This is a genomic window from Halorubellus litoreus (assembly GCF_055378595.1).
Window position 1 is genome coordinate 1,482,661 of record NZ_AP043836.1, and the last position, 21,959, is coordinate 1,504,619.

At 69.7% G+C, this 21,959-nt stretch carries 22 protein-coding genes; 7 read left to right on the forward strand and 15 right to left on the reverse strand.

The window, feature by feature from the left end; all coding sequences use genetic code 11:
- Positions 1-30: 30 nt before the first annotated feature.
- Positions 31-459: a hypothetical protein gene (locus ACZ48X_RS11655; protein ID WP_336349555.1), complete on the reverse strand. Its 429-nt coding sequence runs from the start codon at positions 457-459 to the stop codon at positions 31-33.
- Positions 460-553: 94 nt separating this feature from the next.
- Between ACZ48X_RS11655 and ACZ48X_RS11660 the strand changes: the two genes are divergently transcribed.
- A complete protein-coding gene (locus tag ACZ48X_RS11660) occupies positions 554-760 on the forward strand; it encodes a hypothetical protein (protein WP_336349554.1) in 207 nt (68 codons plus the stop codon).
- 406 nt (positions 761-1,166) lie between these two features.
- On the opposite strand, the gene ACZ48X_RS11665 is transcribed toward ACZ48X_RS11660, so the two are convergent.
- The 9 genes from ACZ48X_RS11665 to ACZ48X_RS11705 form a co-directional block, all read right to left on the reverse strand.
- A complete protein-coding gene (locus ACZ48X_RS11665; protein ID WP_336349553.1) occupies positions 1,167-1,772 on the reverse strand; it encodes a DUF7474 family protein in 606 nt (201 codons plus the stop codon).
- 82 nt (positions 1,773-1,854) lie between these two features.
- Entirely contained in the window at positions 1,855-3,249 is a 1,395-nt protein-coding gene (locus tag ACZ48X_RS11670; RefSeq protein ID WP_336349552.1) for an MFS transporter, read from the reverse strand.
- Between the two features lie 63 nt (positions 3,250-3,312).
- Positions 3,313-4,458 (reverse strand): 3-oxoacyl-[acyl-carrier-protein] synthase III C-terminal domain-containing protein, encoded by a 1,146-nt coding sequence (locus tag ACZ48X_RS11675; RefSeq protein ID WP_336349551.1) that lies wholly within the window; start codon positions 4,456-4,458, stop codon positions 3,313-3,315.
- Entirely contained in the window at positions 4,451-5,662 is a 1,212-nt protein-coding gene (locus ACZ48X_RS11680; RefSeq protein WP_336349676.1) for a branched-chain amino acid ABC transporter permease, read from the reverse strand. The genes ACZ48X_RS11675 and ACZ48X_RS11680 overlap by 8 nt, the downstream gene beginning before the upstream one ends.
- Before the next feature lie 379 nt (positions 5,663-6,041).
- Complete coding sequence (locus tag ACZ48X_RS11685) at positions 6,042-7,067, reverse strand: branched-chain amino acid ABC transporter permease (RefSeq protein WP_379762022.1); 1,026 nt, start codon at positions 7,065-7,067, stop codon at positions 6,042-6,044.
- 124 nt (positions 7,068-7,191) lie between these two features.
- Positions 7,192-7,872 carry an ABC transporter ATP-binding protein gene (locus ACZ48X_RS11690; RefSeq protein WP_336349674.1) on the reverse strand — a complete coding sequence of 227 codons (681 nt, stop codon included), beginning with the start codon at positions 7,870-7,872 and terminating at the stop codon, positions 7,192-7,194.
- Between the two features lie 74 nt (positions 7,873-7,946).
- Complete coding sequence (locus ACZ48X_RS11695) at positions 7,947-8,810, reverse strand: ABC transporter ATP-binding protein (protein ID WP_336349550.1); 864 nt, start codon at positions 8,808-8,810, stop codon at positions 7,947-7,949.
- Between the two features lie 3 nt (positions 8,811-8,813).
- The gene (locus ACZ48X_RS11700) at positions 8,814-10,205 is read right to left on the reverse strand and encodes an ABC transporter substrate-binding protein (protein WP_336349549.1); all 1,392 of its coding nucleotides are present in this window, start codon (positions 10,203-10,205) and stop codon (positions 8,814-8,816) included.
- Between the two features lie 124 nt (positions 10,206-10,329).
- A complete protein-coding gene (locus ACZ48X_RS11705) occupies positions 10,330-11,034 on the reverse strand; it encodes a helix-turn-helix domain-containing protein (protein WP_336349548.1) in 705 nt (234 codons plus the stop codon).
- Positions 11,035-11,199: 165 nt separating this feature from the next.
- Between ACZ48X_RS11705 and ACZ48X_RS11710 the strand changes: the two genes are divergently transcribed.
- Entirely contained in the window at positions 11,200-12,030 is an 831-nt protein-coding gene (locus ACZ48X_RS11710; RefSeq protein WP_336349547.1) for a DUF429 domain-containing protein, read from the forward strand.
- 58 nt (positions 12,031-12,088) lie between these two features.
- Positions 12,089-12,457 carry a hypothetical protein gene (locus ACZ48X_RS11715; RefSeq protein ID WP_336349546.1) on the forward strand — a complete coding sequence of 123 codons (369 nt, stop codon included), beginning with the start codon at positions 12,089-12,091 and terminating at the stop codon, positions 12,455-12,457.
- A 60-nt stretch (positions 12,458-12,517) separates the two neighbouring features.
- Here ACZ48X_RS11715 and ACZ48X_RS11720 read toward each other — a convergent pair whose 3' ends face one another.
- Together ACZ48X_RS11720 and ACZ48X_RS11725 are read right to left on the reverse strand one after the other, a co-directional pair.
- Entirely contained in the window at positions 12,518-14,140 is a 1,623-nt protein-coding gene (locus tag ACZ48X_RS11720) for an AMP-binding protein (protein WP_336349545.1), read from the reverse strand.
- Positions 14,137-14,985, reverse strand: coding sequence for an alpha/beta fold hydrolase (locus ACZ48X_RS11725; RefSeq protein WP_336349544.1), 849 nt, complete (start codon positions 14,983-14,985; stop codon positions 14,137-14,139). The genes ACZ48X_RS11720 and ACZ48X_RS11725 overlap by 4 nt, the downstream gene beginning before the upstream one ends.
- Positions 14,986-15,073: 88 nt before the next feature.
- Between ACZ48X_RS11725 and ACZ48X_RS11730 the strand changes: the two genes are divergently transcribed.
- Complete coding sequence (locus ACZ48X_RS11730) at positions 15,074-15,571, forward strand: MaoC family dehydratase (protein ID WP_336349543.1); 498 nt, start codon at positions 15,074-15,076, stop codon at positions 15,569-15,571.
- Positions 15,572-15,894: 323 nt separating this feature from the next.
- Here the strand turns inward: ACZ48X_RS11730 and ACZ48X_RS11735 are convergent, their stop codons facing one another.
- Both ACZ48X_RS11735 and ACZ48X_RS11740 read right to left on the reverse strand, forming a co-directional pair.
- Positions 15,895-18,288, reverse strand: a complete 2,394-nt coding sequence (locus tag ACZ48X_RS11735; protein WP_336349542.1) for a PAS domain S-box protein — start codon at positions 18,286-18,288, stop codon at positions 15,895-15,897.
- Positions 18,289-18,440: 152 nt separating this feature from the next.
- Positions 18,441-19,121, reverse strand: coding sequence for a class I SAM-dependent methyltransferase (locus ACZ48X_RS11740; protein WP_336349673.1), 681 nt, complete (start codon positions 19,119-19,121; stop codon positions 18,441-18,443).
- Between the two features lie 355 nt (positions 19,122-19,476).
- Here ACZ48X_RS11740 and ACZ48X_RS11745 point away from each other — a divergent pair, with 355 nt between their 5' ends.
- The 3 genes from ACZ48X_RS11745 (at position 19,477) to ACZ48X_RS11755 (ending at position 21,082) form a co-directional block, all read left to right on the forward strand.
- Positions 19,477-19,929 (forward strand): DUF2391 family protein, encoded by a 453-nt coding sequence (locus ACZ48X_RS11745; protein WP_336349541.1) that lies wholly within the window; start codon positions 19,477-19,479, stop codon positions 19,927-19,929.
- Between the two features lie 108 nt (positions 19,930-20,037).
- Positions 20,038-20,616 (forward strand): DUF7090 family protein, encoded by a 579-nt coding sequence (locus ACZ48X_RS11750; protein WP_336349540.1) that lies wholly within the window; start codon positions 20,038-20,040, stop codon positions 20,614-20,616.
- A 22-nt stretch (positions 20,617-20,638) separates the two neighbouring features.
- Positions 20,639-21,082, forward strand: a complete 444-nt coding sequence (locus ACZ48X_RS11755; protein WP_336349539.1) for a nucleoside triphosphate pyrophosphohydrolase — start codon at positions 20,639-20,641, stop codon at positions 21,080-21,082.
- A gap of 43 nt (positions 21,083-21,125) precedes the next feature.
- Here ACZ48X_RS11755 and ACZ48X_RS11760 read toward each other — a convergent pair whose 3' ends face one another.
- Positions 21,126-21,956 carry a DUF7089 family protein gene (locus ACZ48X_RS11760; RefSeq protein WP_336349538.1) on the reverse strand — a complete coding sequence of 277 codons (831 nt, stop codon included), beginning with the start codon at positions 21,954-21,956 and terminating at the stop codon, positions 21,126-21,128.
- Between the last annotated feature and the right edge of the window lie 3 nt (positions 21,957-21,959).

The following is a 21,959-nucleotide window of genomic DNA, read 5'->3' on the forward strand; positions in this document are numbered from 1 at the left end:
CTCGACGACGCTGACGTCGGTAGCGCCGGCTCAGTCCTCGGCCGCCCAGGTCGCGCGTTCGGCGGCGGTGTACCCGAAGACGCCGAGGGCGAGTGAGCCGAATGCGCCGAACGCGAGGAGGCCGACGGCGAAGCCGTTGCCGGGGTCGAGTGCGTGCATCGTGGCGCCTGTCCCGACGAGGACGACGGCGCTCGCGAGGGCGGCGAGCGCGGCCCGCCCGTAGTCGTCGAACATGACGGCGGCGCCGGCGAGATACCCGGGAGCGAACGACGCGACGGTACCGACGAGGAACGCCGACATCCAGTACCCGCCTGCGGGGAACTGTATCGCGATCTGGGCGACGACGAACGGGACGACGAACGCGCTCCGCCGGACGCCGAACCGAGCGAGCGCGGCGTACGTCGGCGTGGACGGCCACTCCGGGTTCGACCACGCACGGAGGGACCGGAGGGTCGACATGGTGCCCGCTACTCGTGGTAGCGACAAGAAACCTGCACTTCGTGCTGGCGGCGCGTTCCCAACCCCTAAATCCCTCGTTCGCGTTCGTCGACATATGGACGACGCGTTGGGCAGGGCGGGCCTCCTCGCCGCGGTGGTCGGGAACACGCTCGTGCTCCACGACCCGATAGTCGACGTCCTGGGCGAGGCAGGGCTCTCCCTCGCGGGCGGCCTCCTCGTGCTCGCCGGAACCGCCACGTTCGCGCTCGGTTGGGCGCGGAACCAGCGCAAGACGGGTTCAGGGAGCGAGTCGAACGCCTGAGAGCTCGCGCGACGGTCGGCGTCAGTCCCCCGCGCCTCCCGGCTTCTCGTCCGCCTCGGGCACCGCTTCGACGCCGTCGAGCGGGCGCACTCGCTCATCGCCTGGAACGCACCGCGAGCGAAAGAGAACCCGAGCGCGTAGTAGTCGTCCCCGTGGCGGTCGGCGCGCGAGCCGCGCGCCGCGTCGAGCGGCGGCGAGCCGCGGCGGCGCGACGCGTGCGAGGGGCGACGAGTGAGCGGCGCGAACGAGGAGTCGGCTGGGGAGGGCGAGGCGCGGTGCCGTGCGGCCGCGGTGCCGTGCGGCCATCCATAGGCACCGGCGCCAGTAGCGGCGACGCGACGGTCACTGGAACCGATGGAAGTACTGGCTCACACCAGTCCCGGCAGAATCGCTCGCAGAGATCACGTCACGCGCGCCGGTCGATGACGGCCTTCGCGGCCTTCGCCTTCTCCTTCCACCCGTAGCCCTGCTCGTGGACGTGCCGCTTCGAGTCCACGAGTTCCTCCGGACTCTCCTCCTCGAACCCGCCGCGCTGCCACGTCCCCGACTCGACGAGCCAGTCGACGACCTTCTCCCTCGTCTCCTCCCACGACAGGCCGATCATCTCGTAGTACGCGACCATCGCGAACACGCTGTTGTCGTGCGCGCCCGGCACGCTCCCTTCCTCGTAGATGGTCTTCACGGGGTCGTGGGGCGGATGCGCGAGGCGTTCGCGGTACTCGTCGGGCGTGACGAGTTCGAGGACCTCGCGGCCGCTCTCGTCGGTCGTCTCGTCGACGCGTCGCGTCGCCCGGAGCTCCTGGAACGCCGCCTGATGCAACGAGTCCCAGTCGCCGTGTGCCGCCGCCCGGAGTTCGTCCTCGGCTTTCGCGCCGTCCGCGAGCGCGCCGACGATGTCCGTGTACGCCTTCTCGACGTCGAACCACGGCGTGCCCGTGAACTTGCAGTCGAAGTCGTGGAGGTCGTTCGTGCTCCGACAGCCCGGACACGGGTACTTGAAGTAGCGCGCCACGACGCACGGATAGCGGCCGCTCGCTCATGAGCGTACCGCTCCACGACCGCCGTCGCGGGCGCGAGCGACGCCGGGGAGCGCGCTACGACTCCACCGCGTCGACGCGCCGCCGTGCGACGACGACGAGCGCCGGGACGAGGAGGACGGCGCCGGCGACGAACGGCGACCAGCGCGCGCCGAACTCGTAGAGACCCGCCATCACGGGCGGGCCGACGGTGCGGCCGAGACTCCCCGCGCCCTGCGTGACGCCGAACGCGCTCCCTTGCTCGCTCGCGCTCGCGCTCGTCGACACGAGCGCGCCGAGTGCCGCCGACAGCAGGCCGTTCCCGAGCGGTATCAGCGGCAGGAGCACGATGAGTGCGACCACCGCGGGTGCGAAGCCACCGACGGCGATGTCGGCGAGCCGCCCGACGTCGGGCGTGAACGGCAGGACCGCGGCGCCGACGGTGAGGATGCCGAGGCCGGCGACCGCCATCTTCGCGTCGCCGAAGCGGCGCGACACCCGTGGCACCAGCCCACCCTGCACGACGACGCCGAGCACGCCGATGTACGTCAGGAACGCCGCGGCCTGCGGTTCCGCGAACCCGAACACGTCCGCGAGCCACGGCACGAACGCCACGGTGACGCCCGAGAACGCGACGTTCACGAGGAAGAACGCAATCACGAGTCCGCGGAGCGCGTCGCTCGCGAGCGCGTCGCGGAACTGCGAGACGAGCGTCGACGGCCGCGCCGGCGTCGTCGGCGCGGGCGCGTCCGACGGGGTCGTTTCCGATGCGTCCTCGGCGTCCGGGTCGTCCTCGCCTGTGGCCGCGTCGGGGTCGTCGTAGATGCTCGCGGGGTCGGGGAGGTACCGCCACGCGACCGCGGCGCCGCCCAGCGAGAGGACGGCGGCGGCGAAGCTCGGCATCGAGAACCGCGTCACGGGCACGACGCCGGGGAGGACGTCGCGTGCGACCGCGAGGACCTCGGGGCTGGCGAGGACGCCACCGAGTGCGGGCCCGATGATGAACCCGACGCTGAACGCCGCGCCGAGGATGCCGAGCGCGCCCGCGCGGTCCTTCGGTGGCGTGATGTCGGCGACGTACGCCTGCGCGGTCGCGATGTTCCCACCAGCGGCGCCGGCGACGATGCGCGCGAGGAACACCAGCCAGAGCGCCCCAGCGACGCCGAACACCGTCCACGCGACCGCGCCACCGACCAGCGAGATGACGATGACGGGGCGGCGGCCGTACTGGTCGCTGAGGCGGCCGAGGTACGGCGCGCTCGCGAACTGCGCGAGCGAGTACGACGCCGCCAGCAGCCCGATGAAGAGGTCGTTCGCGACGAACGACCGCACGTAGAACGGCAGGATGGGGATGACGATACCGAACCCCAGGAGGTCGAGGACGACGACGAACACCACGACCGCGAACGCGCGCCGCCGGCGCTTCGGGACGCTCGCGTCGGACGCGCTCGCCGCGGCCGCAGGCGCAGACATGACCCGAATCGACTCGCGGCGGAGAGAAGAAGGTACCGCCACCGGCACCCGAGGACTCGGCTCCTACCCGACCCACTCCAGCACGGTCGCCGCCCACGTGTACCCGGTGCCGGCGGCGAGGAAGAGCACGACGTCGCCGTCCTCGAGTCGCGGCGGGTCGGCGGCGAGGGCTTCCTCGACGGCGAGCGCCTGGTCGACGCTCTGGACGTGCCCGTACTCGTCGAGGTAGTACCCCTGCGTCTCGGGGTCGCAGCCGAGCTCACCCAACAGCAGGTCGTGGAACGACCGCTTCATGTGCGTCACCGCGACGAAGTCGAGGTCGCCGCGGTCGTACCCGCTCTTCGCGAGTGCGTCGTCGGCGACGTCGAGGTAGTTCTCGAGGCTCACGTCCGCGAGGCGCTCCTTCATGCCGTCGGGGTCGGGGACGTCGAGCGTGTGCATCGGCTCCTCAGCCGCGACGGTCTCGCGACTCGGTGGGTGCTTCGAGCCGCCGGCTGGCATCACGACGTCCATCGAGAACGAGCCGTCGGTGACGGCGGCCGATTCGCGGACGACCGCGCGAGCGCGCTCGCTCGCGGGCAGTTCCGCGCTCGCGGCCGCGGCGTCGCCACCGTCGGTCGCGACCGACTCGTCACCGCCGGTCGCCGTGGCCGCAGCGTCGCCCGCCTCGACGACGTACGCGCTCGCGCCGCTCCCGAAGTTGAACATGAAGCTCGACCGTTCGTTCTCGTAGTCGACGAGGTCCTCCTCGCGGCTCGCCGCCACCAGGAGCGCGCGGTCGACGTCGCCGGCGCGTACCTGCGCGGCGACCTGCCGGAGCGCGATGGGCGCGCCAGCGCAGAGCGTGTAGGACTCGGTCGCGTACGCCTCGGTGGCGCCGATGCGGTCCGCGACGTTCGCGGCCGCCGACCACACGACGTGGTCCTTGAACTCGCTCCCATGGTAGAGCACGAGGTCGAGACTGGCGGGGTCGATTTCGGCGTCGTCGAGCGCCTCTCTGGCGGCTTTCGCGCTCATGTCGGTCGCGTGGTCGTCGTCGCTCGGACACACGCGCTTCTCGCGCACGCCCATCTTCTCCACGACGACGTCCTCGGGCACGCCGGAGGCGTCCGCGATCTCCTCCCCGGTGACGACGATGCTCGGCACGTACGTCCCGAGGCCGGTGAGGCAGACCGCGGGCGCGTCGCCGGTCGACGCCCCGTCAGTCATCGTCGTCCTCCGCGTCCGCGCCCGAGGTCGCGCTCGCGGCCGCGTCCGCGTCGGCGCGCCCCGAGCCGGCCGCCCAGCGCTTGATGCGCGCCGCGGTCTGCCCGGCGACCGTCCCGCCCATGCGGACGCGGATGGTGCCGAGCAAGCCGTTCGGGACGTACAGCACGAACAGCACGAACACGAGCCCGACGTACAGCTCGGCGTGCCCGTTCAGGAACGTGTCGACGCCCTCGCCGACGGTGACGCCGCCGACGGTCTCGGTCGACATCGTCGCGTCCCCGAGCGTGCGTTCGAGCCACGGGAGCAGGCCGCCGCCGCTCCCGGACTTCGACAGGAACTCCTCGATACTGATGTGGAACAGCCGCCCGAAGATGGGGCCTGCGAGCGTCCCGAACCCGCCGATGACGGCGGCGAGCAGGGCGTCCCCGGCGACGAGGAAGTACAGCGAGTTCTCCGGGCTGACGGAGCGCCGGAACCCCGCGAACAGGCCGCCGGCGATAGCGCCGAAGAACGCACTCATCGCGAACGCCGCGAGCTTCACCTTGTACACGTCGTACCCGATGGCGCGAGCGCGCTCCTCGTTCTCCCGGATCGCGATCATCACGCGGCCGAACGGCGAGTGGATGATGCGCTGCATCGCCGCGTACCCCAGGACGGCGACGAGTCCGACCATGTAGTACGACACCTCGGTCCCGCCGAGGTCGACCGTGACGTCGACGAACCCGAGGAAGTCGAACCCGAGCTTCGCCATGTCCAGGCCGTACAGCACGGAGTCGCCCTGGAGCTGGCCGATCTGGAGGTTCAGCGCGTCCACGAACGGCACCCCGATCTCGAACCCCTCCGGGTGGTCGAGGACCGCGACGCCGTCCCGCGGGTTCTCGCCGACGAAGTCCCAGGACGCGAACAGCACGTACAGGATCTGACTGAACCCGAGCGTGATCATCGCGAAGTACACGCCCGACAGCCGGAACGACACGAGCCCGAGGAGTACCGCGAGCACCGCGGCAGCTATCGCCATGACGAGTATCGTCACCATGAACGGCGTCTGACTCCCCAGCAGCGGGATCTTGCCGTTCGCGACGAGGATGACGCCGTACGCGCCGACGCCGTAGAACGCCGCGTGCCCGAACGACAGGTACCCCGTATAGCCGGAGATGAAGTCGAAGCTCGCGGCGAACAGCCCGAAGTAGAAGATGGCGACCATCGTCTCCACTCGGGGGAGGACGGCGACGAACGTCTCCGCCCAGTACTCGGGTGCCGCCGAGAGGACGGGGACGACGTTGAACGTCGCGGGGTTCGTGAAGAACGCGTGCACGAACGGGTAGAGCGCGAGGACGGCGAGGACGACGGCGTGCGCGGTCGTCGACCGCGCGTACCGCGCGAACGCCGAGTCGCCACCGAGGACGTTCGCGAGCGTCCCGCCGAGCAGGCCGTGACTCGTGCGCGGCCGGCGCTCGGACGCGCTGGCCGCGTCGTCGCCCGGCGCGTCCGCTGGTGGCGTCTCGCCGCCGTCCGTGGACGCGGTCGCGTTCGCGTCCTCGGCGACACCGTCGCGGTCGTCGTCGGCGCCGGAGGCAGGCGGGCTAATGGCCGCCCACCTCCTGGACGCCGTAGAGGCCGCGTGGTTTCACGATGAGGACGCCGACGAGGATGGCGAACACGACGACCTCGGGCAGCCACGACATGGTGACGAGGACGTTCTGGAACCACCACGTCATCGTTGCGTCCGCGAGCCCGACGACGAGCGCCGCGACGACGGTTCCCTTGAACGTGCCGAGGCCGCCGACGATGACGACGACGAACGCCGGCAGCAGGGCTTCCGCGCCGACGGTGACGCTCGCGCCCCAGCCGGGGTCCCACATGAGGAGCGCGCCCGCGACGCCCGTGAGGCCGGCGCCGATACCGAACACGACCGTGAACACGCGGCGGACGTCGACGCCGAGCGCTTCCGCCATCTCGGCGTCCTCGCTGCCCGCGCGGATGAACAGCCCGTACCGCGTGCGGGTGAGGAACAGCCAGACCGCGCCGATGACGACCACGCCGAGGAAGATCTCGAAGAGGTCCATGCCCTCCACCGTGAGCCCGAAGTACTCGTGGTTCTCGCGGAACCAGTCCGGGCGCGTCCCGAGGGCCTCCTGCCACGCGCTCCGGGGCTGGAGGCCGTAGAAGTCCACGACCATCCGGACGACCTCGTCGATGACGAGCGTCAACCCGAACGTCAGCAGGATCTGGTAGAGCGGCGGCCGGTCGTAGAGCGGCCGGATGAGCTTCGTCTCGATGACGCCGCCGAGCGCCGCGACCGCCGCGAACGCGACGACGACCGCGACGAAGAACAGCGCCACGCGCGTCACGATACCGTCGCCGGTGGAGACGATGAGCACCATCGCCAGGCCCGCGACGTACGCGCCGACGATCGTGAACGACCCGTGCGCGAAGTTCAGGACGCCCATGAGCCCGAAGATGAGCGTCAGGCCGACCGCGATGAGCGCGAACACCGCCGCCTTCGCGATGCCGTCGACGAGCACGCCCGCGAGGTTCGACGGCGACAGGAACTCCAGGAAGTCGCCGACGATAGCGCCGACGGGCAGTCCGCCGACCGCGTCGAACAGGGCCGCGAGGAGGACGGACGCGACGTCGAAGGTCACGCCGACCACCTCCGACCCGCCGCTGTGCGACCCGTCGACCGCACCGGTACCGGCGTCCTGGCGGACGCCGGACGCTCGTGCGAGCAGGTCACGCTAGGTACCTCCGTATCCGTTCGTCGTCGGCGGTCACGCCTTCCGTACTACCGCTCTCGACGACGCGGCCGTTGTCGACGAGGTAGAAGCGGTCCGCGAGGTCCATCGCGAGCGGGAAGTTCTGCTCGACGAGCAGGAGCGACGCCTCGTCGCTCACGCGCTCTAAGGCCTCGGCGACCGTCTGCACGATCTGCGGCGCGAGGCCCTCGCTCGGTTCGTCCACGAGCAGGAGGTCGTTCTCGCCGACGAGCCCGCGCGCGATGGCGACCATCTGCTGCTGGCCGCCCGACAGGTCGCCCGCCTTCCGGTTCTCGTGCTCGCGGAGCTCCGGGAACGTCTCGAGCGCGCTCTCGAGCTTCTCGTCGACGCGGCTGGCGTCCTTCACCGCGACGCCGATGTTCTCCGCGACCGTCAGCTCCTCGAACATCCGGCGGTCCTCGGGAATCCACCCGACGCCGCGATGCGCGAGCTCGTGGGTCGGCTCGCCCGTGACGTCCTCGCCGCGGAGCCTGACCACGCCCTCGCGCGGCGGCGTCAACTGGAGCGCCGCGCGTAGCGTCGTCGTCTTCCCGACGCCGTTCCGCCCGATGAGCGCGACCGTCTCCCCGCGGTCGACCCGCAGCGACACGCCTTCGAGGACGTGGCTCTCGCCGTAGTACGCGTGGACGTCCTCCATCTCGAGGAGCGGCGCGTCGACGCTCTCGGCCACGCCTCCGGCTGTCGCATCGGTCGCAGGTTGCTCGTCCGCGCTCATGCGACACCTCCGTCGGTCGCCGCGGTATCGCCGTCGCCGTCGCCGGCGCCGTCGCCCGCGTCGTCCGGTCGACTATCACCAGCAGTCGGGTCGTCGTCGCTCCCGTACCCGCCGAGGTACGCCTCGCGAACGCGCTCGTCCGCCCGGACCGCCTCCGGTTCGCCGTCGGCGATGAGCGCGCCGCGATGCAGGACCGTGATGCGGTCCGCGAGGTCCATCACGACGTCCATGTTGTGCTCGACGAGCAGGACCGCGTGGTCCTGCGCGACGTCCCGGATGAGGTCGACGACCTCGTCCACGCTCTCGCTGGACACGCCCGCCGCGGGCTCGTCCAGCAGGAGGAGGTCGGGGTCGCCCGCGAGCGCGATGGCGAGTTCGAGGTGGCGTTTCTCGCCGTGACTCAACGCCTGCGCGGGTCGGTCCGCGAGGTCGCCGAGTCCGACGCGCTCGAGGATGCGCGTCGTCTCCGCGTGGTAGTCCTCGAAGCTGTCCGCGTGCCGCCAGAACCGATGCGTGTCCGATCCGTGCGCTTGCGCCGCCACACGCACGTTCTCCCGGACGGTACTCGTCGGGAAGATGTTCGTCACCTGGTACGACCGGTGGATGCCCGCCTGCGCGGTCTCGTGCGTGTCGAAGTCCGTGACGTCCACCCACTCGCCGTCGTCGCGGAACTCGACCGTTCCCGCGGACGGCGACAGCGACCCCGTCAGGAGGTTGAAGAACGTCGTCTTCCCCGCGCCGTTCGGGCCGATGAGCGCGACCGTCTCGCCAGTCGACACCGAGTAATCGACGTCGTCGACCGCGGTCACGCCACCGAAGTGCTTCTCGAGTCCCTGCGTCCGCAGTAGTTCCGTCCCCATGGCCTACAGCGAGCAATCCATGCCGCCACGCGGGATCGTCGTCTGGTCCTTGTCGACGCGCGACACCGGGTCGCTCGGCTGGATGCTCGCCCCCCAGAGGTCCGACCACTCGTCGGTGGTCGGCACCGGATACGCGACCGTCATCTCCGAGCGCGCCTGATTGTTGTACTCCTGGAAGACGTACCCGTCCTCGCCCTTCGGCGTGTCCGTCACCGTCATCCCCGTCATCGCGTCCACGAGGTCGACGCCGTCCGTCGACCCGGACGCGTGCACGGCCTGATGGAACGACGACGCCGCCGTGAACGTCCCCGACGTGAACAGGTCCGGGACCTTCCCGTACGCCGACGTGTACATGTCGACGAACGACGAGTTGATGTCGTTGTCGTACTGGTTCCAGTGGTACCGCGTCGTGAACGGCCCGATCTCGGCGTCACGCATGCCCTGCGCGGTGAAGTCGTCGCCGAGCAGGTTCTCCAGCAGTCCACCCAGCACCGAGTTCGTGATCTCCGTCGCGAACCCGCCGAAGACGCGGACGTCGTAGTTCGCCGCCGCCGTCAGGAAGTTCGGGAGCGTCGCGACCGTGAACCCGCCGACGACGCCCTGCGCGTCCGCCTCCACGGCCTGCTGGAACAACCCGTCGAACTCGTCGTACCCCTGCGGAACGAACCGTTCGCCGACGATCTCCACGCCGTTGGTCTCGAGGACCTCCTTGTAGTTCTGGACGACCGCACGCCCGAACGAGTAGTCCGCGCCCATCAGGAACACGCGCTCGACGTCCGTCTCCTCCGCGACGTACTTCCCGCCGGAACGCGCGTCCATCGCGGTGTTCTCGTTCGCGCGGAACACCTGCGGCGAGCACGTCTTCGAACTGGACGTGATGCTCGCGGACGCCGCCGGCCCCGCCATGTAGGGGATGTCGACCTCCTGCGTGTTGATGACCGTGTCGATGATGCGGCCCGCGGCCGCCGACGACGTCCCGCCGAACAGCGCGTCGACCTCGTCGTCCTGCGCGAGGTTCGTCGCGATCGTCTGGGCCTTGTCCGCGGAGAACTCCGTGTCGCGGAACACGAGCTCCCACGTCACGTCCCCGTCCTCGATGGTCTCCGTTCCCTCGGACACGCCCGTCAGCGGGTCGGTGTCGGTCTTGTACGCGAGCCCGGAGAGGAACCCCCAGATCGCCTGCATCCCGTAGTACTGGAGGTCGCCGCTCATCGGCTGCATCACGCCGATCTTCACGGTGCCGCTCGCGGAGACGTCCGCCTGCGACGTGGTCTGACTCGTCGTCGACCCGCCACCGCCGTCGCCGCCGTCGCCGTCGGTCTCCGTCTCGGTTCCGTTCCCCGTGGTACACCCGGCGGCGCCCCCGATGCCCGCCGCGGCGATCGCTCCCAGCATCTTCCTTCGTGACACGTGTACGCGACTCATGACACTACTGGTAGATGCTCGCATCCCGCAAGAACTGCCACGTTAACGTGTTAACGTTGACCGCGGAACTCCCGTGTGTCGACCGGGCGGCCGCTCAGTCGTCGAGTTCGGAGAGCGCGTCGACGACGCGCTCGACCATCTTCCGCTCGCCCCTGCGGAGGTTCTTCGAGACCGCGGGCTTGGAGACGTCGAACTCCTCGGCGAGGTCCCCGAGGTTCGTCTGCCGCGGGCTCTCGAAGTACCCGCCGCTGGCCGCGGATTCGAGCGTCTGCCGTTCGACGTCGGAGAGCTCGCGGCAGCCGTCGACGAGCGTCATCGCCGCCGCGGCGTTCTGCACGACGTCGTTCATCTGCGGGAGCGTCACCTCGTCGCGTTCGACGACGTCGAACTCGTTGTCGCGCTCGAGTTCGCTGAGCGTGCCGTCGGCCTTCGACGCCTGGTCGAACCCGACGTGCCACGTCTCCGAGCCGTCGGCGATGTAGAACGGGCCCGTGATGTAGCCGTCGTTGTCGCGGATGGTGCCCATCGCGTCCGTCTCCGCCATCACGGTCTTGAGGTGCGCGACGCCCTCCTGTTTCGCGAGGAGGTCGACGTCGTGCATGTTCTCGTGGGACTGGAGCGCCGACAGCCCGTTGTCGAGCGCGCCGCGGTCCGGGCTCTCGACGACCATCCGGCACTCGAGTTCCTCCGCGACCGGATGGAACTCCCAGTGCGCGGCCGCGAACTCGACGTCGTGGTCGGCGGTCGTGTCGATGAACGGGCAGTCGTACTGCTCCATGTCCATCGCGAGGTCGATCATGATTCGTGTGGTACCGTTACACAAACATCGACGTGTTCGTTCATAAGCGTTTTCTTCCCGAAACACCCCTGAACCGGCAAGACACGCGCCCTTGCTTTGTATTCCAAGGTCAGTTCGGTGCGCGACGACCGGGGGCTTATCCTCGCCGCATCCGAACGCGCAGTCATGCCCGAACACGTCGCCGTCGGCGTCGACGCCGCCCCCGACGGCTGGGTCGCCGTCCAATACCACGACCGCGAGTACGCGAGCGTCCATCGCTACGCCGACACCGACGCCGACGGTAGCGCGTTCCGCGCCCTCTGGACCGACCTCTGGAGCGACCTCGAAACCGTCGACGCGGAGCACCTCACCGTCCTCGTCGACGTCCCCATCGGTCTCCCCGACGACGACCCCGCCCGCGAGCCGGAGGTTCAAGCGCGCAAACGCCTGGAGAACCGCCAGTCGAGCGTGTTCAACGTCCCGATCCGGGAGATCCTCGACGAGGACGACTACGCCACGGCGAACGCGACCCAGAAGGAGTGCGTGGACAAGGGCCTGATGCAGCAGACGTTCAACATCACCCATCGCATCCGCGAGGTCGACAGCGTGCTACGCGACGACGCCGCCACCGAAGCGACCCAGGACCGCATCCGCGAAGCCCACCCCGAAGTGTGCTTCTGGGCGCTCAACGACCACCAGGATATGCGGTTCTCGAAGTCGAGCCAGCCCGCGGCCGCGTACTGGGAGCGCGTCGACGCCCTCGCCGCCGTTCACCCCGACGTCACCGACGACCACGGCGACCGCCGAAGCGCGTTCCACGACGCGCTCGCCGACGCCGGCAGCGCGCTCCTCGACTGGGACGACCCCGCGCTCTCGAACGACGACCTCCTCGACGCGTTCGCGCTCGCCGTCACCGCCAGCTCACTCACCGGCGAGTTCCAGACGCTCCCCGACGACCCCGGCGAGGACGAGGAGGGACTCCGGATGGAGATGGTGTACGCCCACCCCGAGTCGTAGACGCCCACCCCGAGCCGTAGGACCGACCTTTTTCAGCGTCGCCGCGGAAGCCGAATCCGTGCAGCCGCGAACCAGAGCCGTCTACGGCGCCGTCCTCCTCGGACTCGGCGTGCTGATGGCCGTCTTCGTCACGGGAGCGTGGGCCGAGCCGGGCACCGCCAGCTACGTGGCGCTGTTCGGGCTCGCTGGCGTGCTCTACATCACGAGCGCTCGCCCGCCAGCAAGCGTCGAGTCCCACCACCTCTGGGGCGCCGGCGAGGCGAGCATCGGACTGGCGTTCTTCGCGATGGCAGTCAGCGGCGCGCTCGACGCCGTTCCCTGGGTCGTCGCCGTCCTCGTCGGAACCCTGATCGGGGTCACCCAGGTCTGGCAGGGCGCCAGGCGGGTCCGCGGCGTCGACGACCCCGGCGGGTCCTGGTCCTGGTGACCACGTCCCGCCGAACCGCCATCGGCGGCCTTACGTCCCGCCGAACCGCCATCGGCGGCCTTACGCCCCGCCGAACCGCTCCTCGACCGCGCCACGGTCGATCTTCGACGGGCCGCTCGTCGGCATCTCGTCGACGAACGCCAGGTGCTTCGGGATCTTGAACCGCGCGAGCTTCCCGTCGCAGAACGCCTCGACGGCCGCGAGGTCGAGGGTCTCGTCGCCGACGACGACCGCCTTCCCGACCTCGCCCCACGTGTCGTCGGGTACGGGGATGACGACGACGTCGTCGACCTTCGCGTGCTGGCTGAGGACGTCCTCGACCTCCGCCGGGTAGACGTTCTCGCCGCCGGAGACGAACATCTCCTTCTTCCGACCTTCGATGTGGACGTAGCCGTCGTCGTCGACCCTGGCGAGGTCGCCCGTGGAGACGTACGCGTGGTCGTCTCCCTCGCGAGCGCCGAACGTCGCCGCGGACTCCTCGGGCGCCCGCCAGTAGCGGTCCGCGGCGTGCGGGCTCGCGAGTTCGAGCTCGCCGACCGCACCCTGCTCGCACTCCTCGCCATCGTCGTCGACGACCCTGGCGTCGACGTGCATCCCGGGGACACCGACGCTATCCGCCTTCTCGCGCGCCCACCCCTCGGGCATCGCGAAGTTGTTCGGCCCGCACTCCGTGAGGCCGTACCCCTGCGAGAGGTCGACGCCCCGAGACCACCATTCCTCCATCACGCTCTGCCGGCACGGCCCGCCGCCGGACTTCGCGAACCGGAGCGTGGAGAGGTCCGCGGACTCCCACCCCTCGGCCTCCGTCATCATCCGCAATACAGCGGGGACCGCGACGAGGAGGGTCGCGTCGTCCTCGTCCACGATCTCGAGGACCTGCTCGGCGTCGAACTCGCGCGCGATGACGACCTCCGCCCCCAGGTGAAAGAGCGGGAGCGTGAGGACGTTCCAGCCGCCCGTGTGGAACATCGGGAACACCATCGGCGTCGCGTCCTCCGGACGGAGCCCCCACATCGTGATGGTGTTGAACGAGTTCCACGCGATACCGCCGTGCGTGAGGACGGTCTCCTTCGGCGTCCCCGTCGACCCGCCCGTGTGGAGGAACATGTGCGCGTCGTCCATCCCGAGGTCCGGGCCGTCGAACGGCGAGCGGTCGTCTGGGACCGCGTCCGCGAACGCGTCGAAGCGCGACTCGCCGAGCCCGAGCACCGGCCCGTCGTAGCCACAAGCGTCGTGCGCGAGCGCACCCGCCACGTCGTCGTCGAACGCCCCCTCGACCACGACGAGGCTCGGCGCGACGTCGTCGAGCAACTCGGCGAGCTCGCGCTCCGCGAGCCGATGACTGAGTGGCGCGAGCACCCCACCCGTCTTCCCCGTCGCGAAGAACAGGTCCACGAGCTCCGGGCGGTTCCGCGACACCACCGCGACGCGGCCGCCGACCGCAGCGTCGCCGACCTGGTCGGGGCCCGGCGCCGGCTCCGCCGCCGGCGACGCCTTCGAGACGCCGTGCTCGGCGAGCAAGCGAGCGGTCGCGTTCGCGCGCTCGTCCAGCTCGCGGTACGAGAACGCCTCGCCGGTCGTCGCGTCCCGCAGCCCGACCGCGTCAGGCGAGAGCGAGCGTCGGCGCGCGCTCCAGTCACCCACCCAGTCGTACGGCCGCGACCCGTGCCCGTGCACCGTCATGCGTCCGCGTCCGGCGCTTCGGTCGTCCCGTCGTCGCCCTCGACCGCCGCGACGTGCTCGCGGACGTCCGCCGTCACCGCATCGGCGTCCTCCACGAAGAACAGGTGCGCGCCGTCCTCGTACAACTCCAGACGGCTCTCGGGCAGTCGCTCGTGCAAGCGCTCGCCGTTCTCCACGGGCAGCACGCGGTCGCCCGTCCCGTGCAGGACGAGCGTCGGCACGTCGAGGTCGGCGAGCCACGGCGTCGCGTCGAACGCGGCGACCGCCGCCGCCTGCTGGTTCCGCGCGAACTCGCTCGCGTCGCTCTCGAGGCGCCAGTCGACGATGTCCGCGACGAGGTCCTGGTTCGCCGCCCAGAACGACTCCGTCATCGCCGGCTCCATCTTGAACCGGATCGCCTCGCGCTCGTCCGCGTCCTCGGGCACGTCGAACATCCGCTCCTGGGTCGCCGCCGGCGTCGGCACCGCGAGCTCGCCGCCCGGACTCGTGCAGAGCAGGGAGAGCGACTCGGCGCGGTCGTACTCGTGAACGTACCGCTGTGCGGTCATCCCACCCATGCTCGCACCGACGACGTGCGCCGACTCGACGCCTTCCGCGTCCAGGACCGCCTCCAGGTCGCTCGCGAACGCCCCGATAGAGTACGCCTCTGGGTCCGCCGGTTCCTCGCTCGCGCCCGTCCCACGGTTGTCGAACGCGATCGTCCGGTAGTCCGCGAGGCGCTCGCGCTGGAACCGCCACATCCACCGCCCGTACCCCAGCCCCTCGCAGAACGCGACCACCGGCGCATCCGGCGGCCCCGCGACGTCGTACGCGATCTCCACTCCGTCGTTCCGTACCCGTGGCATACCTCACCAATCACCCACGACCACCCTGAATCTCCTGATTCACATGTTAACCCGACACGCTAATGACGCCTCAGAGAAAGCCACGTCCATGCCAGTCGCATCCGTCGGCGACACCGCCGACGCCACCAAGACCATCACGAGAAGCGACATCGAAGCGTACGCCGACCTCGTCGGCGACACCAACCCCATCCACGTCGACACCGACTACGCCGAAGACACCATGTTCGACGGCCGCGTCGCCCACGGCATGCTCTCCGCCGGCGTCCTCTCCGCCGCCCTCGCCGACCTCGACGGCGACATCGTCTACCTCTCCCAGGACCTCCAGTTCGAAGCCCCCGTCCGCCCCGACGAGACCGTCACCGCCCACGTCGAGATCGTCGAAGACCTCGGCAACGACCAGCTCCGCGCCAACACCACCGTCACCACCCACACCGACACCCCCGACGAGACCACCGTCCTCTCCGGCGACGCCATCGTCATGAGCGTCCCCCACGAAACACCCGAATCGAACGACGTAACCGGCGACGCCGAAACCGACGCTGCCGACGCCGAAACCGACGCTGCCGACGCCACCTGCGACGACTAACAACCGCTTTCTGCGAAGGGTGCGCCGGACGCGCACCCTCCTCGAACAAACGTTGCCGAAGAGAGGCCGAGCGCTCACTGCGTTCGCGCTCGGTGCGTGCGTGGGACCATCCGAAACCCAGCGAGGTTTACACGAGACGTAAACCTGGGGTCGGTCTGACGGCCGCACCGCTGGACCCACAGGACCCCGGTCGTTCCAGACACCAGTGCTTCCACTCGAAGCCGAGGGAATCGTCGAGAATCTCGCCGGCGAACCGCTCCGTCACGACTGGTTCGGCGCGCGAGCCCGTCCCGCGCCCGTCCGACGACGCCAGTCCGCCACGCTCACGTCGCGTCGTCCGGCGTCGGGAGCGTGACCTCGAAGCGCGCCCCACCCATCTCGGACGCCTCCACCTCGACCACCCCGTCGTACGCGTGCACGATCTCCCGCACGAGGTACAGCCCGAAGCCCGACCCCGGGCTGTCGAACCGACGCTCGCCCTTCTCGAACAACCGCTCGCGCATCTCCGCCGACACCCCCGGCCCGTCGTCCGCCACCCACACCGACGCCGCCCGATCCGACGACGACACCCCCACGCGGACCCGCGGCTCGTCGGCATCGTTGTGCTCCACCGCGTTCGACAACAAGTTCTCGAGCACCTCACCCAGCAGTTCGTCCGCCATCACCGGCCCCACCTCATTCAGGTCACCGCACACCTCGAACGACGCCGCCGGATACGACGACCGTGCACGCTCCACCTGCTCCGCGACCATCGACCCGAGCGCCACCGGCTCCAGCTCGTGGTTCTCGTCCCCGATCGCCTGCATCACGTGCCGGATCGTCTCCACGACCCGCGTCATCTCCCGCGTCCGCACCTGCACCGTCTCCAGATGCCCCAGCACCGCCTCGTCCACGTGCCCCTCCAACAGCTCCAGGCGCGCACCAACCACGTTCAGCGAATTCAGGAGGTTGTGACGGATGAGGCGATTCAGGAGCTCGAAGCGCTCGCGCTCCCACGCCACCGTCTCCGCGCGCGCCGCCGCCGCCATCGCCAACCCCATGATCTCACCGAGTTGCGTCAGCACTCCACGCTCCACCTCGCCGAACGCATCCTCGCGGTCAGTGTACACGTTCAATACCGCGAACGGCTCGTCCTCGAACCGAACCGGTACCGACGCCACCGCCACCACGTCCATCTCCTCGGCGTGCGCCCGCCAGAACCCGTCCGCTGGCGCCGCCGATACCGTCGACGACACCTGAACCGTGCCAGTCGCCATCGCTCGCTCGTCCGGCCCCATCTCCTCGACCGGCGCGTCCAGGTCCACGTCGAACGCCTCCAACGTCATCGACTCGTCCGTCGCCGACGACGGCACCACGCGCGTCCGCTCGTCCGCGCCCACGCCCTCGCGCTCCAGCGACCCCACCCACGCGAACGTGTACGAATCCGACGACCCCAGATGCTCGCAGACCGCCGCCTCGATCTGCTCGCGGGACCGCTGCCGTGCCAGCGCCCGATTCACCTCCAGCGCGACCTCGTGGAGGTTGTTCACCGCCGCCAACCGCTCGCGTTCCTCGCTCAACTCGCGCTCGCGCTCCCGGCGCTCCGAGATGTCCTGGACCACGAGCATCCCACCGAACACCTCGTCGTCGCCGCTCACCGGGAGCGTGTGCGCGAGCAAGTCACGCCCCCTGTACTGGATCTCGAACGAGTGCTTCTCGCCCGCGATCGCTCCCTCGAAGTACGGCCGAATCTCCCGGACGACGTCCTCCGGGTACAGGTCGAACACGTACTCGCCGACGCGCTCGGCCGGATTCGTCCCAATCTCCGTCATCAACTCGCCACCGACCGCCGTGAACCGGAAGTCCTCGTCGAACAACCCGACCGCGCCCTCCGGGAAGTTCTCGACGAGCGTCCGATACCGTCGCTCTGACTCCTCGAGCGCGCGCTCGCGCGCTCGTCGCTCCGTCACGTTCCTGACCACGCCGACGCGATGAAATCGGTCGTCCTCACCTGGCAGGATTCCGAACGACGCCACCGCCGTGAGCGCCTCGCCGGTCGCGGTCTCCACGTCCGCCTCCAGCAGCGGGTCCTCGGCCCGGTCCGCCTCGAGCGCCGCCGCCCGGTCGGCCGCGCGCTCGGCGATCTCGTCGTCGACGACCGTCGACACGTGCTCGCCGAGCAACGTCTCGCGCTCGTACCCGAAGAAGTCCACGAACGCGTCGTTCACGAGCGTGAATCGACCGTTCGTGTCGACGACGTACACGCCGTCCTGGACGGTCTCGAGGATGTGCTCGTACTTCCTGCGTTCCTCCGCGCGAGCGCGCTCCGCGGTGACGTCCCGCGCCACGCCCACGACGCGCTCGTCGTCCTCGCGCTCGTCCACGGCCGCGAGTTGAACCGACCAGTGGACGCGGTCGCCGGTCGGCGAATCGACGCGGACGTCGAACGTCGACGGGTCGTCGCTCGACGCCGACCGGAGCGCCGCGAGCGACTCGACGAACGCGGTCTCGTCTTGCTCCGCGACGAGCGTGGACGCGTCCTCGCCGAAGAGCGCCGACGACTCGTACCCGGTCTGCGCAACGAGCGCGTCGTTCACCGCGACGAGCCGGTCGTCACCGTCGAGCTCGAAGACCGCGTCCTCGAGCGTCCCGACGAGCATCTTGAACCGTTCGGATGGCTCGTCGGACCCGCTCGCCGTCCAGGAGTACCGCAAAGCTCGCCCGTCGCCCTCGTTCATATCTCCAAGGAACGCCCCCGAATCGCCTAAAGCTATGGCATATCGGGACTCTCCCGCAACCGAGAATCGCGACCGCCTCCGAACCTGGTGCGTCGAGCCACAAGACCGACGATTAGGGCGCGACGCCGACGGTCAGGGCGCGACGCCGACGGTCAGGGCGCGACGCCGACGGTGAGGAGCGTCCCGTACTCGCGGTAGCGTTCCACCATCTCTTCGCGCGTCTCCCAATTCTCGGTCGGGAAGGCGTCCGCGTCCGGAATCTCGATGTCGCGGTCCGGAATCGAATCCTGTTCGGCGACGTACAACCCCGCGTCGCGGAACGCTTCGCGGTACTCGTCGTGACTCCAGCGCGTCATCTCCACGCTAATCGAATCCTGCCAGCCGTGACTGTGGACGTTCTCCTCGTAGTAGTTCACCGCACAGTAGAACGACCCACCCGGCTTCAGGACGCGCCGCACCTCCCGCAGGGTCTCGTGGGGGTCGCTCGCGTAGTAGAACGCCTCCATCGACCACACGTGGTCGACGCTATCGGTCGCGAACGGCAGACTCCCGAAGTCACCGACGACGAACCCGACGTCCTCGTCCTCGGTGTACTCGCGCGCGTTCCGCGCCATCTCAGGCGACCCGTCCAGCCCGTACACGCGCCCCGCGTCGTCCGCCTCCTTCAGCGCACGCCCCGCGTACCCGCTCCCGCACCCGAGGTCGAGGACGACGTCCCCCGGCTCCACCGGCATCCGCGCCAGCGCGTGCTTCGCCGTGTGCCAGTGCCGGTCCTCCATGCCCTTGTCGCGGCCATCCGCCGCCCACGCGTCGAACTCCTCGCGAACACTCATACGGGATGCCACACGACCCCGCATCAAAACCCGTTCGCTCCACGCCCCCGACCGCGCACTCACCGCATCGACGAACGCACTCACCGCATCGGCGAACGCATTCACCGCATCGACGAACGCACTCACCGCATCGGCGAACGCATTCACCGCATCGGCGAACGCACTCACCGCATCGGCGAACGCACTCACCGCATCGGCGAACGCACTCACCGCATCGGCGAACGCACTCACCGCATCGACGAACGCACTCGCGGCGCTTCGACCCCGCACGCTCCCACGACGACCCGACTCGACGACCAACCGGGACGCATCCGCCCCCACGGGTTTTTTCAACGCACGAAGCGTCCGCTGTGGCATGGTCGGCCGACGGAAACGGTACGCGCTCGCCGACACCGCCCAGCAGCTCGTCGGCGGATTCCTGCTCGCCGGCCCGTTCGTCGTCACCGAAGAGGTCTGGGTGCTCGCCGCGAACATGACCGTCTGGCACGCACTCGTCACCATCGCCATCGTCTTCGGAATCGGCTACGGCGCCCTCTACAAGGCCGACGACGACCGCGACCCCGACCGCGAAGCCGAACTCGGCGGCATCCCCCTCCGCTTCCTCTCCCTGATGGTCGTCGCGTACGGCTCCGTGACCATCCTCGCACTCGCGTTCGCAGCCCCAACCACGTTCCTCGTCGGCGCCGACGCCATCCTCGCCGACCCCGACCCGCCGATGGCCGTCGTCGCCGAAGCCACCGGGAAAGCCATCACCGTCGGCGCCATCTTCAGCGTCGTCGGCGCCGCCACCGCCGACAGCGTCTTCTGACCGCGAACCGAGCGCTCCCGACCAATCGCACCCGCCCGCAATCGCTTGCTAGCGAACCGCAAGCAGGCACCCGAACGCCTAAGTCTGTCCCGCCGGTCCCAAACACCTATGGACTACACGCTCGCCGTAGACGGCACCGAGGACACCATTCCGGGTGGGACAGGCGTCCTCCTCGTTCATCCCTCTACGGGCGAAACCGACCGCATCGACACCGACTTCCTCCGAGACGACACCGACGCCTTCCTCGTCATCTCCACGCGCACCACCGCTCGCGAAGTCCGCCAGAAACTCGACTACTACGACGTCGACGAGGAGAAAGCCGTCATCCTCGACACCCTCAGCGTCGAACGCGGCTACAGTCGCCGCTCCAGCGACAACGTCCACTACGTCTCCGCGCCCGACGACCTCGACGGCATCATCGAACAGACCGAACGCTTCCTCGACAGCCACGACGGCAAACTCCGCGTGAGCGTCGACTCCATCACCGAACTCGCGTACTACGCCGGCGAAGAACCGACCGAAGAGGCGGTCGGCCGCCTCCTCGACCTGCTCGCCGAGTACGACGCCGTCGGCCTCTTCCATCTCTCCGACGAGGTCCACGACGACGCCGTCGTCGAATCCTACCGCGACCGCTTCGACGTCGTCGTCGACCTCGACGTCGACGGGAACGTCGAACTCACCGACTGACCTCCTTTCACTGGCTTCCTCGATGACCGACGACGACACCCAGAACAGTGATACGGCCGGCAGATCCGCGGCCAGCGACACCGCCGACGAGTACGTCGGCGCGTACGACAAGCTCGTCCGCGACGACGTCCCCGCGGTCGTCCGCGCGGACGGGAACCGGCCCGTGACGCGCCGGGTCGACGGCGGCGAGTACGAGCGCTACCTCGCCGCGAAGCTCGTCGAGGAAGCCCGCGAGTACGCCGACGCAGTCGAAACCGAGGGCTCGGGCGCGAACGATGGTTCGGACAGTGACGAAAGCGACGACGTGCTCGACGAGCTCGCGGACGTGCACGCCGTCCTCGACGCCATCGTCGACGAGAGCGCGTTCTCCCAGGACGACGTCGACGCTCGCGAACGCGAGAAAGCCACCGACCGCGGCCGGTTCGTCGACGGCGTCGTCCTCGAACGCATCGACGCCGGCGAGTGACCCCGCCGACCCCGGCGAGTGACCCCACCGACGCCGCGCCCGCCTAGTCCGCGAGCGCGTCGAACGTCTTCTCCGCCCACCTGACCGCGAACGGCGCGCCGCGCTCGCGGTACGCGTCCGTCGCGAGCGCCGCGAACGGCGACGGCACGTCGACGTCGTGCTTGATGCCGCTACACGCTAGTTCCGCCGCGTCCGCGAACTCCGTCTCGCCGCGCGCCACCTCCCGCGACAGCCCGTCGAGGCGGGATTCCAAGCGCTCGCCCGCGTCCACCCACGCCTCGCCGAGCGCCGCGCGCTCGTCGCTCGCGTCCACCCACGACGCGAACACGTCGCGCGTATGCAATCCCAGCCAGCCCTCGTAGAGCGCGTTCGCGAGTTGGTACGTCGCGTTCGGCCCGAGCGTCGTCCCCGCCGCCAGGTCGGGGTACGTCGACCCGAAGAACGGCAGGAAGTGCTCGGGCGCAGGCGTCGAAGCGTCGTCGTCCGCACGCGCCCCCTGTGCGTCGATACCGAGTTCGACGAGCGCCTCCGCGACCAGGAAGTCCACGAACGACTCGGGCGACCCCTCCACGCGCGGCTTCACGATAACTATCGGCGGCGACGTCTGGCGCGTCCACACCACGCTTCCGTCCCCCGGCATCCCGACCGTGAAGTCCCCGCCCGCGAACCGACGGAGCAGCGCCGGCGCATCCTCGGGAAGCCACTCCTCGGGGCACGATACCGGGTCGAGCGCGTCCACGAGCAAGCCGAGGTCCTCCGCTTGCGCCGGCGGCAGCGTCTCGAAGTCACTCCCCGCGGTCACCACGACCGCATCCGGCGCTCGCGCCTCGCGAACCCGCTCGACGGCCGGCGAGCACTCGCGCGCAGAGAACATCCC

Bases quoted from the DNA above. Each gene is read 5' to 3' on its own strand.
- ACZ48X_RS11725 (WP_336349544.1), bottom strand. From the start codon at position 14,985: ATGCCACGGGTACGGAACGACGGAGTGGAGATCGCGTACGACGTCGCG.
- ACZ48X_RS11745 (WP_336349541.1), top strand. From the start codon at position 19,477: ATGGTCGGCCGACGGAAACGGTACGCGCTCGCCGACACCGCCCAGCAG.
- ACZ48X_RS11705 (WP_336349548.1), bottom strand. From the start codon at position 11,034: ATGATCGACCTCGCGATGGACATGGAGCAGTACGACTGCCCGTTCATC.
- ACZ48X_RS11690 (WP_336349674.1), bottom strand. From the start codon at position 7,872: ATGGAGGACGTCCACGCGTACTACGGCGAGAGCCACGTCCTCGAAGGC.
- ACZ48X_RS11680 (WP_336349676.1), bottom strand. From the start codon at position 5,662: ATGGTCGCCATCTTCTACTTCGGGCTGTTCGCCGCGAGCTTCGACTTC.
- ACZ48X_RS11740 (WP_336349673.1), bottom strand. From the start codon at position 19,121: ATGAGTGTTCGCGAGGAGTTCGACGCGTGGGCGGCGGATGGCCGCGAC.
- ACZ48X_RS11760 (WP_336349538.1), bottom strand. From the start codon at position 21,956: ATGTTCTCTGCGCGCGAGTGCTCGCCGGCCGTCGAGCGGGTTCGCGAG.
- ACZ48X_RS11710 (WP_336349547.1), top strand. From the start codon at position 11,200: ATGCCCGAACACGTCGCCGTCGGCGTCGACGCCGCCCCCGACGGCTGG.
- ACZ48X_RS11655 (WP_336349555.1), bottom strand. From the start codon at position 459: ATGTCGACCCTCCGGTCCCTCCGTGCGTGGTCGAACCCGGAGTGGCCG.
- ACZ48X_RS11735 (WP_336349542.1), bottom strand. From the start codon at position 18,288: ATGAACGAGGGCGACGGGCGAGCTTTGCGGTACTCCTGGACGGCGAGC.
- ACZ48X_RS11750 (WP_336349540.1), top strand. From the start codon at position 20,038: ATGGACTACACGCTCGCCGTAGACGGCACCGAGGACACCATTCCGGGT.
- ACZ48X_RS11730 (WP_336349543.1), top strand. From the start codon at position 15,074: ATGCCAGTCGCATCCGTCGGCGACACCGCCGACGCCACCAAGACCATC.
- ACZ48X_RS11755 (WP_336349539.1), top strand. From the start codon at position 20,639: ATGACCGACGACGACACCCAGAACAGTGATACGGCCGGCAGATCCGCG.
- ACZ48X_RS11695 (WP_336349550.1), bottom strand. From the start codon at position 8,810: ATGGGGACGGAACTACTGCGGACGCAGGGACTCGAGAAGCACTTCGGT.
- ACZ48X_RS11720 (WP_336349545.1), bottom strand. From the start codon at position 14,140: ATGACGGTGCACGGGCACGGGTCGCGGCCGTACGACTGGGTGGGTGAC.
- ACZ48X_RS11675 (WP_336349551.1), bottom strand. From the start codon at position 4,458: ATGACTGACGGGGCGTCGACCGGCGACGCGCCCGCGGTCTGCCTCACC.
- ACZ48X_RS11670 (WP_336349552.1), bottom strand. From the start codon at position 3,249: ATGTCTGCGCCTGCGGCCGCGGCGAGCGCGTCCGACGCGAGCGTCCCG.
- ACZ48X_RS11660 (WP_336349554.1), top strand. From the start codon at position 554: ATGGACGACGCGTTGGGCAGGGCGGGCCTCCTCGCCGCGGTGGTCGGG.
- ACZ48X_RS11700 (WP_336349549.1), bottom strand. From the start codon at position 10,205: ATGCTGGGAGCGATCGCCGCGGCGGGCATCGGGGGCGCCGCCGGGTGT.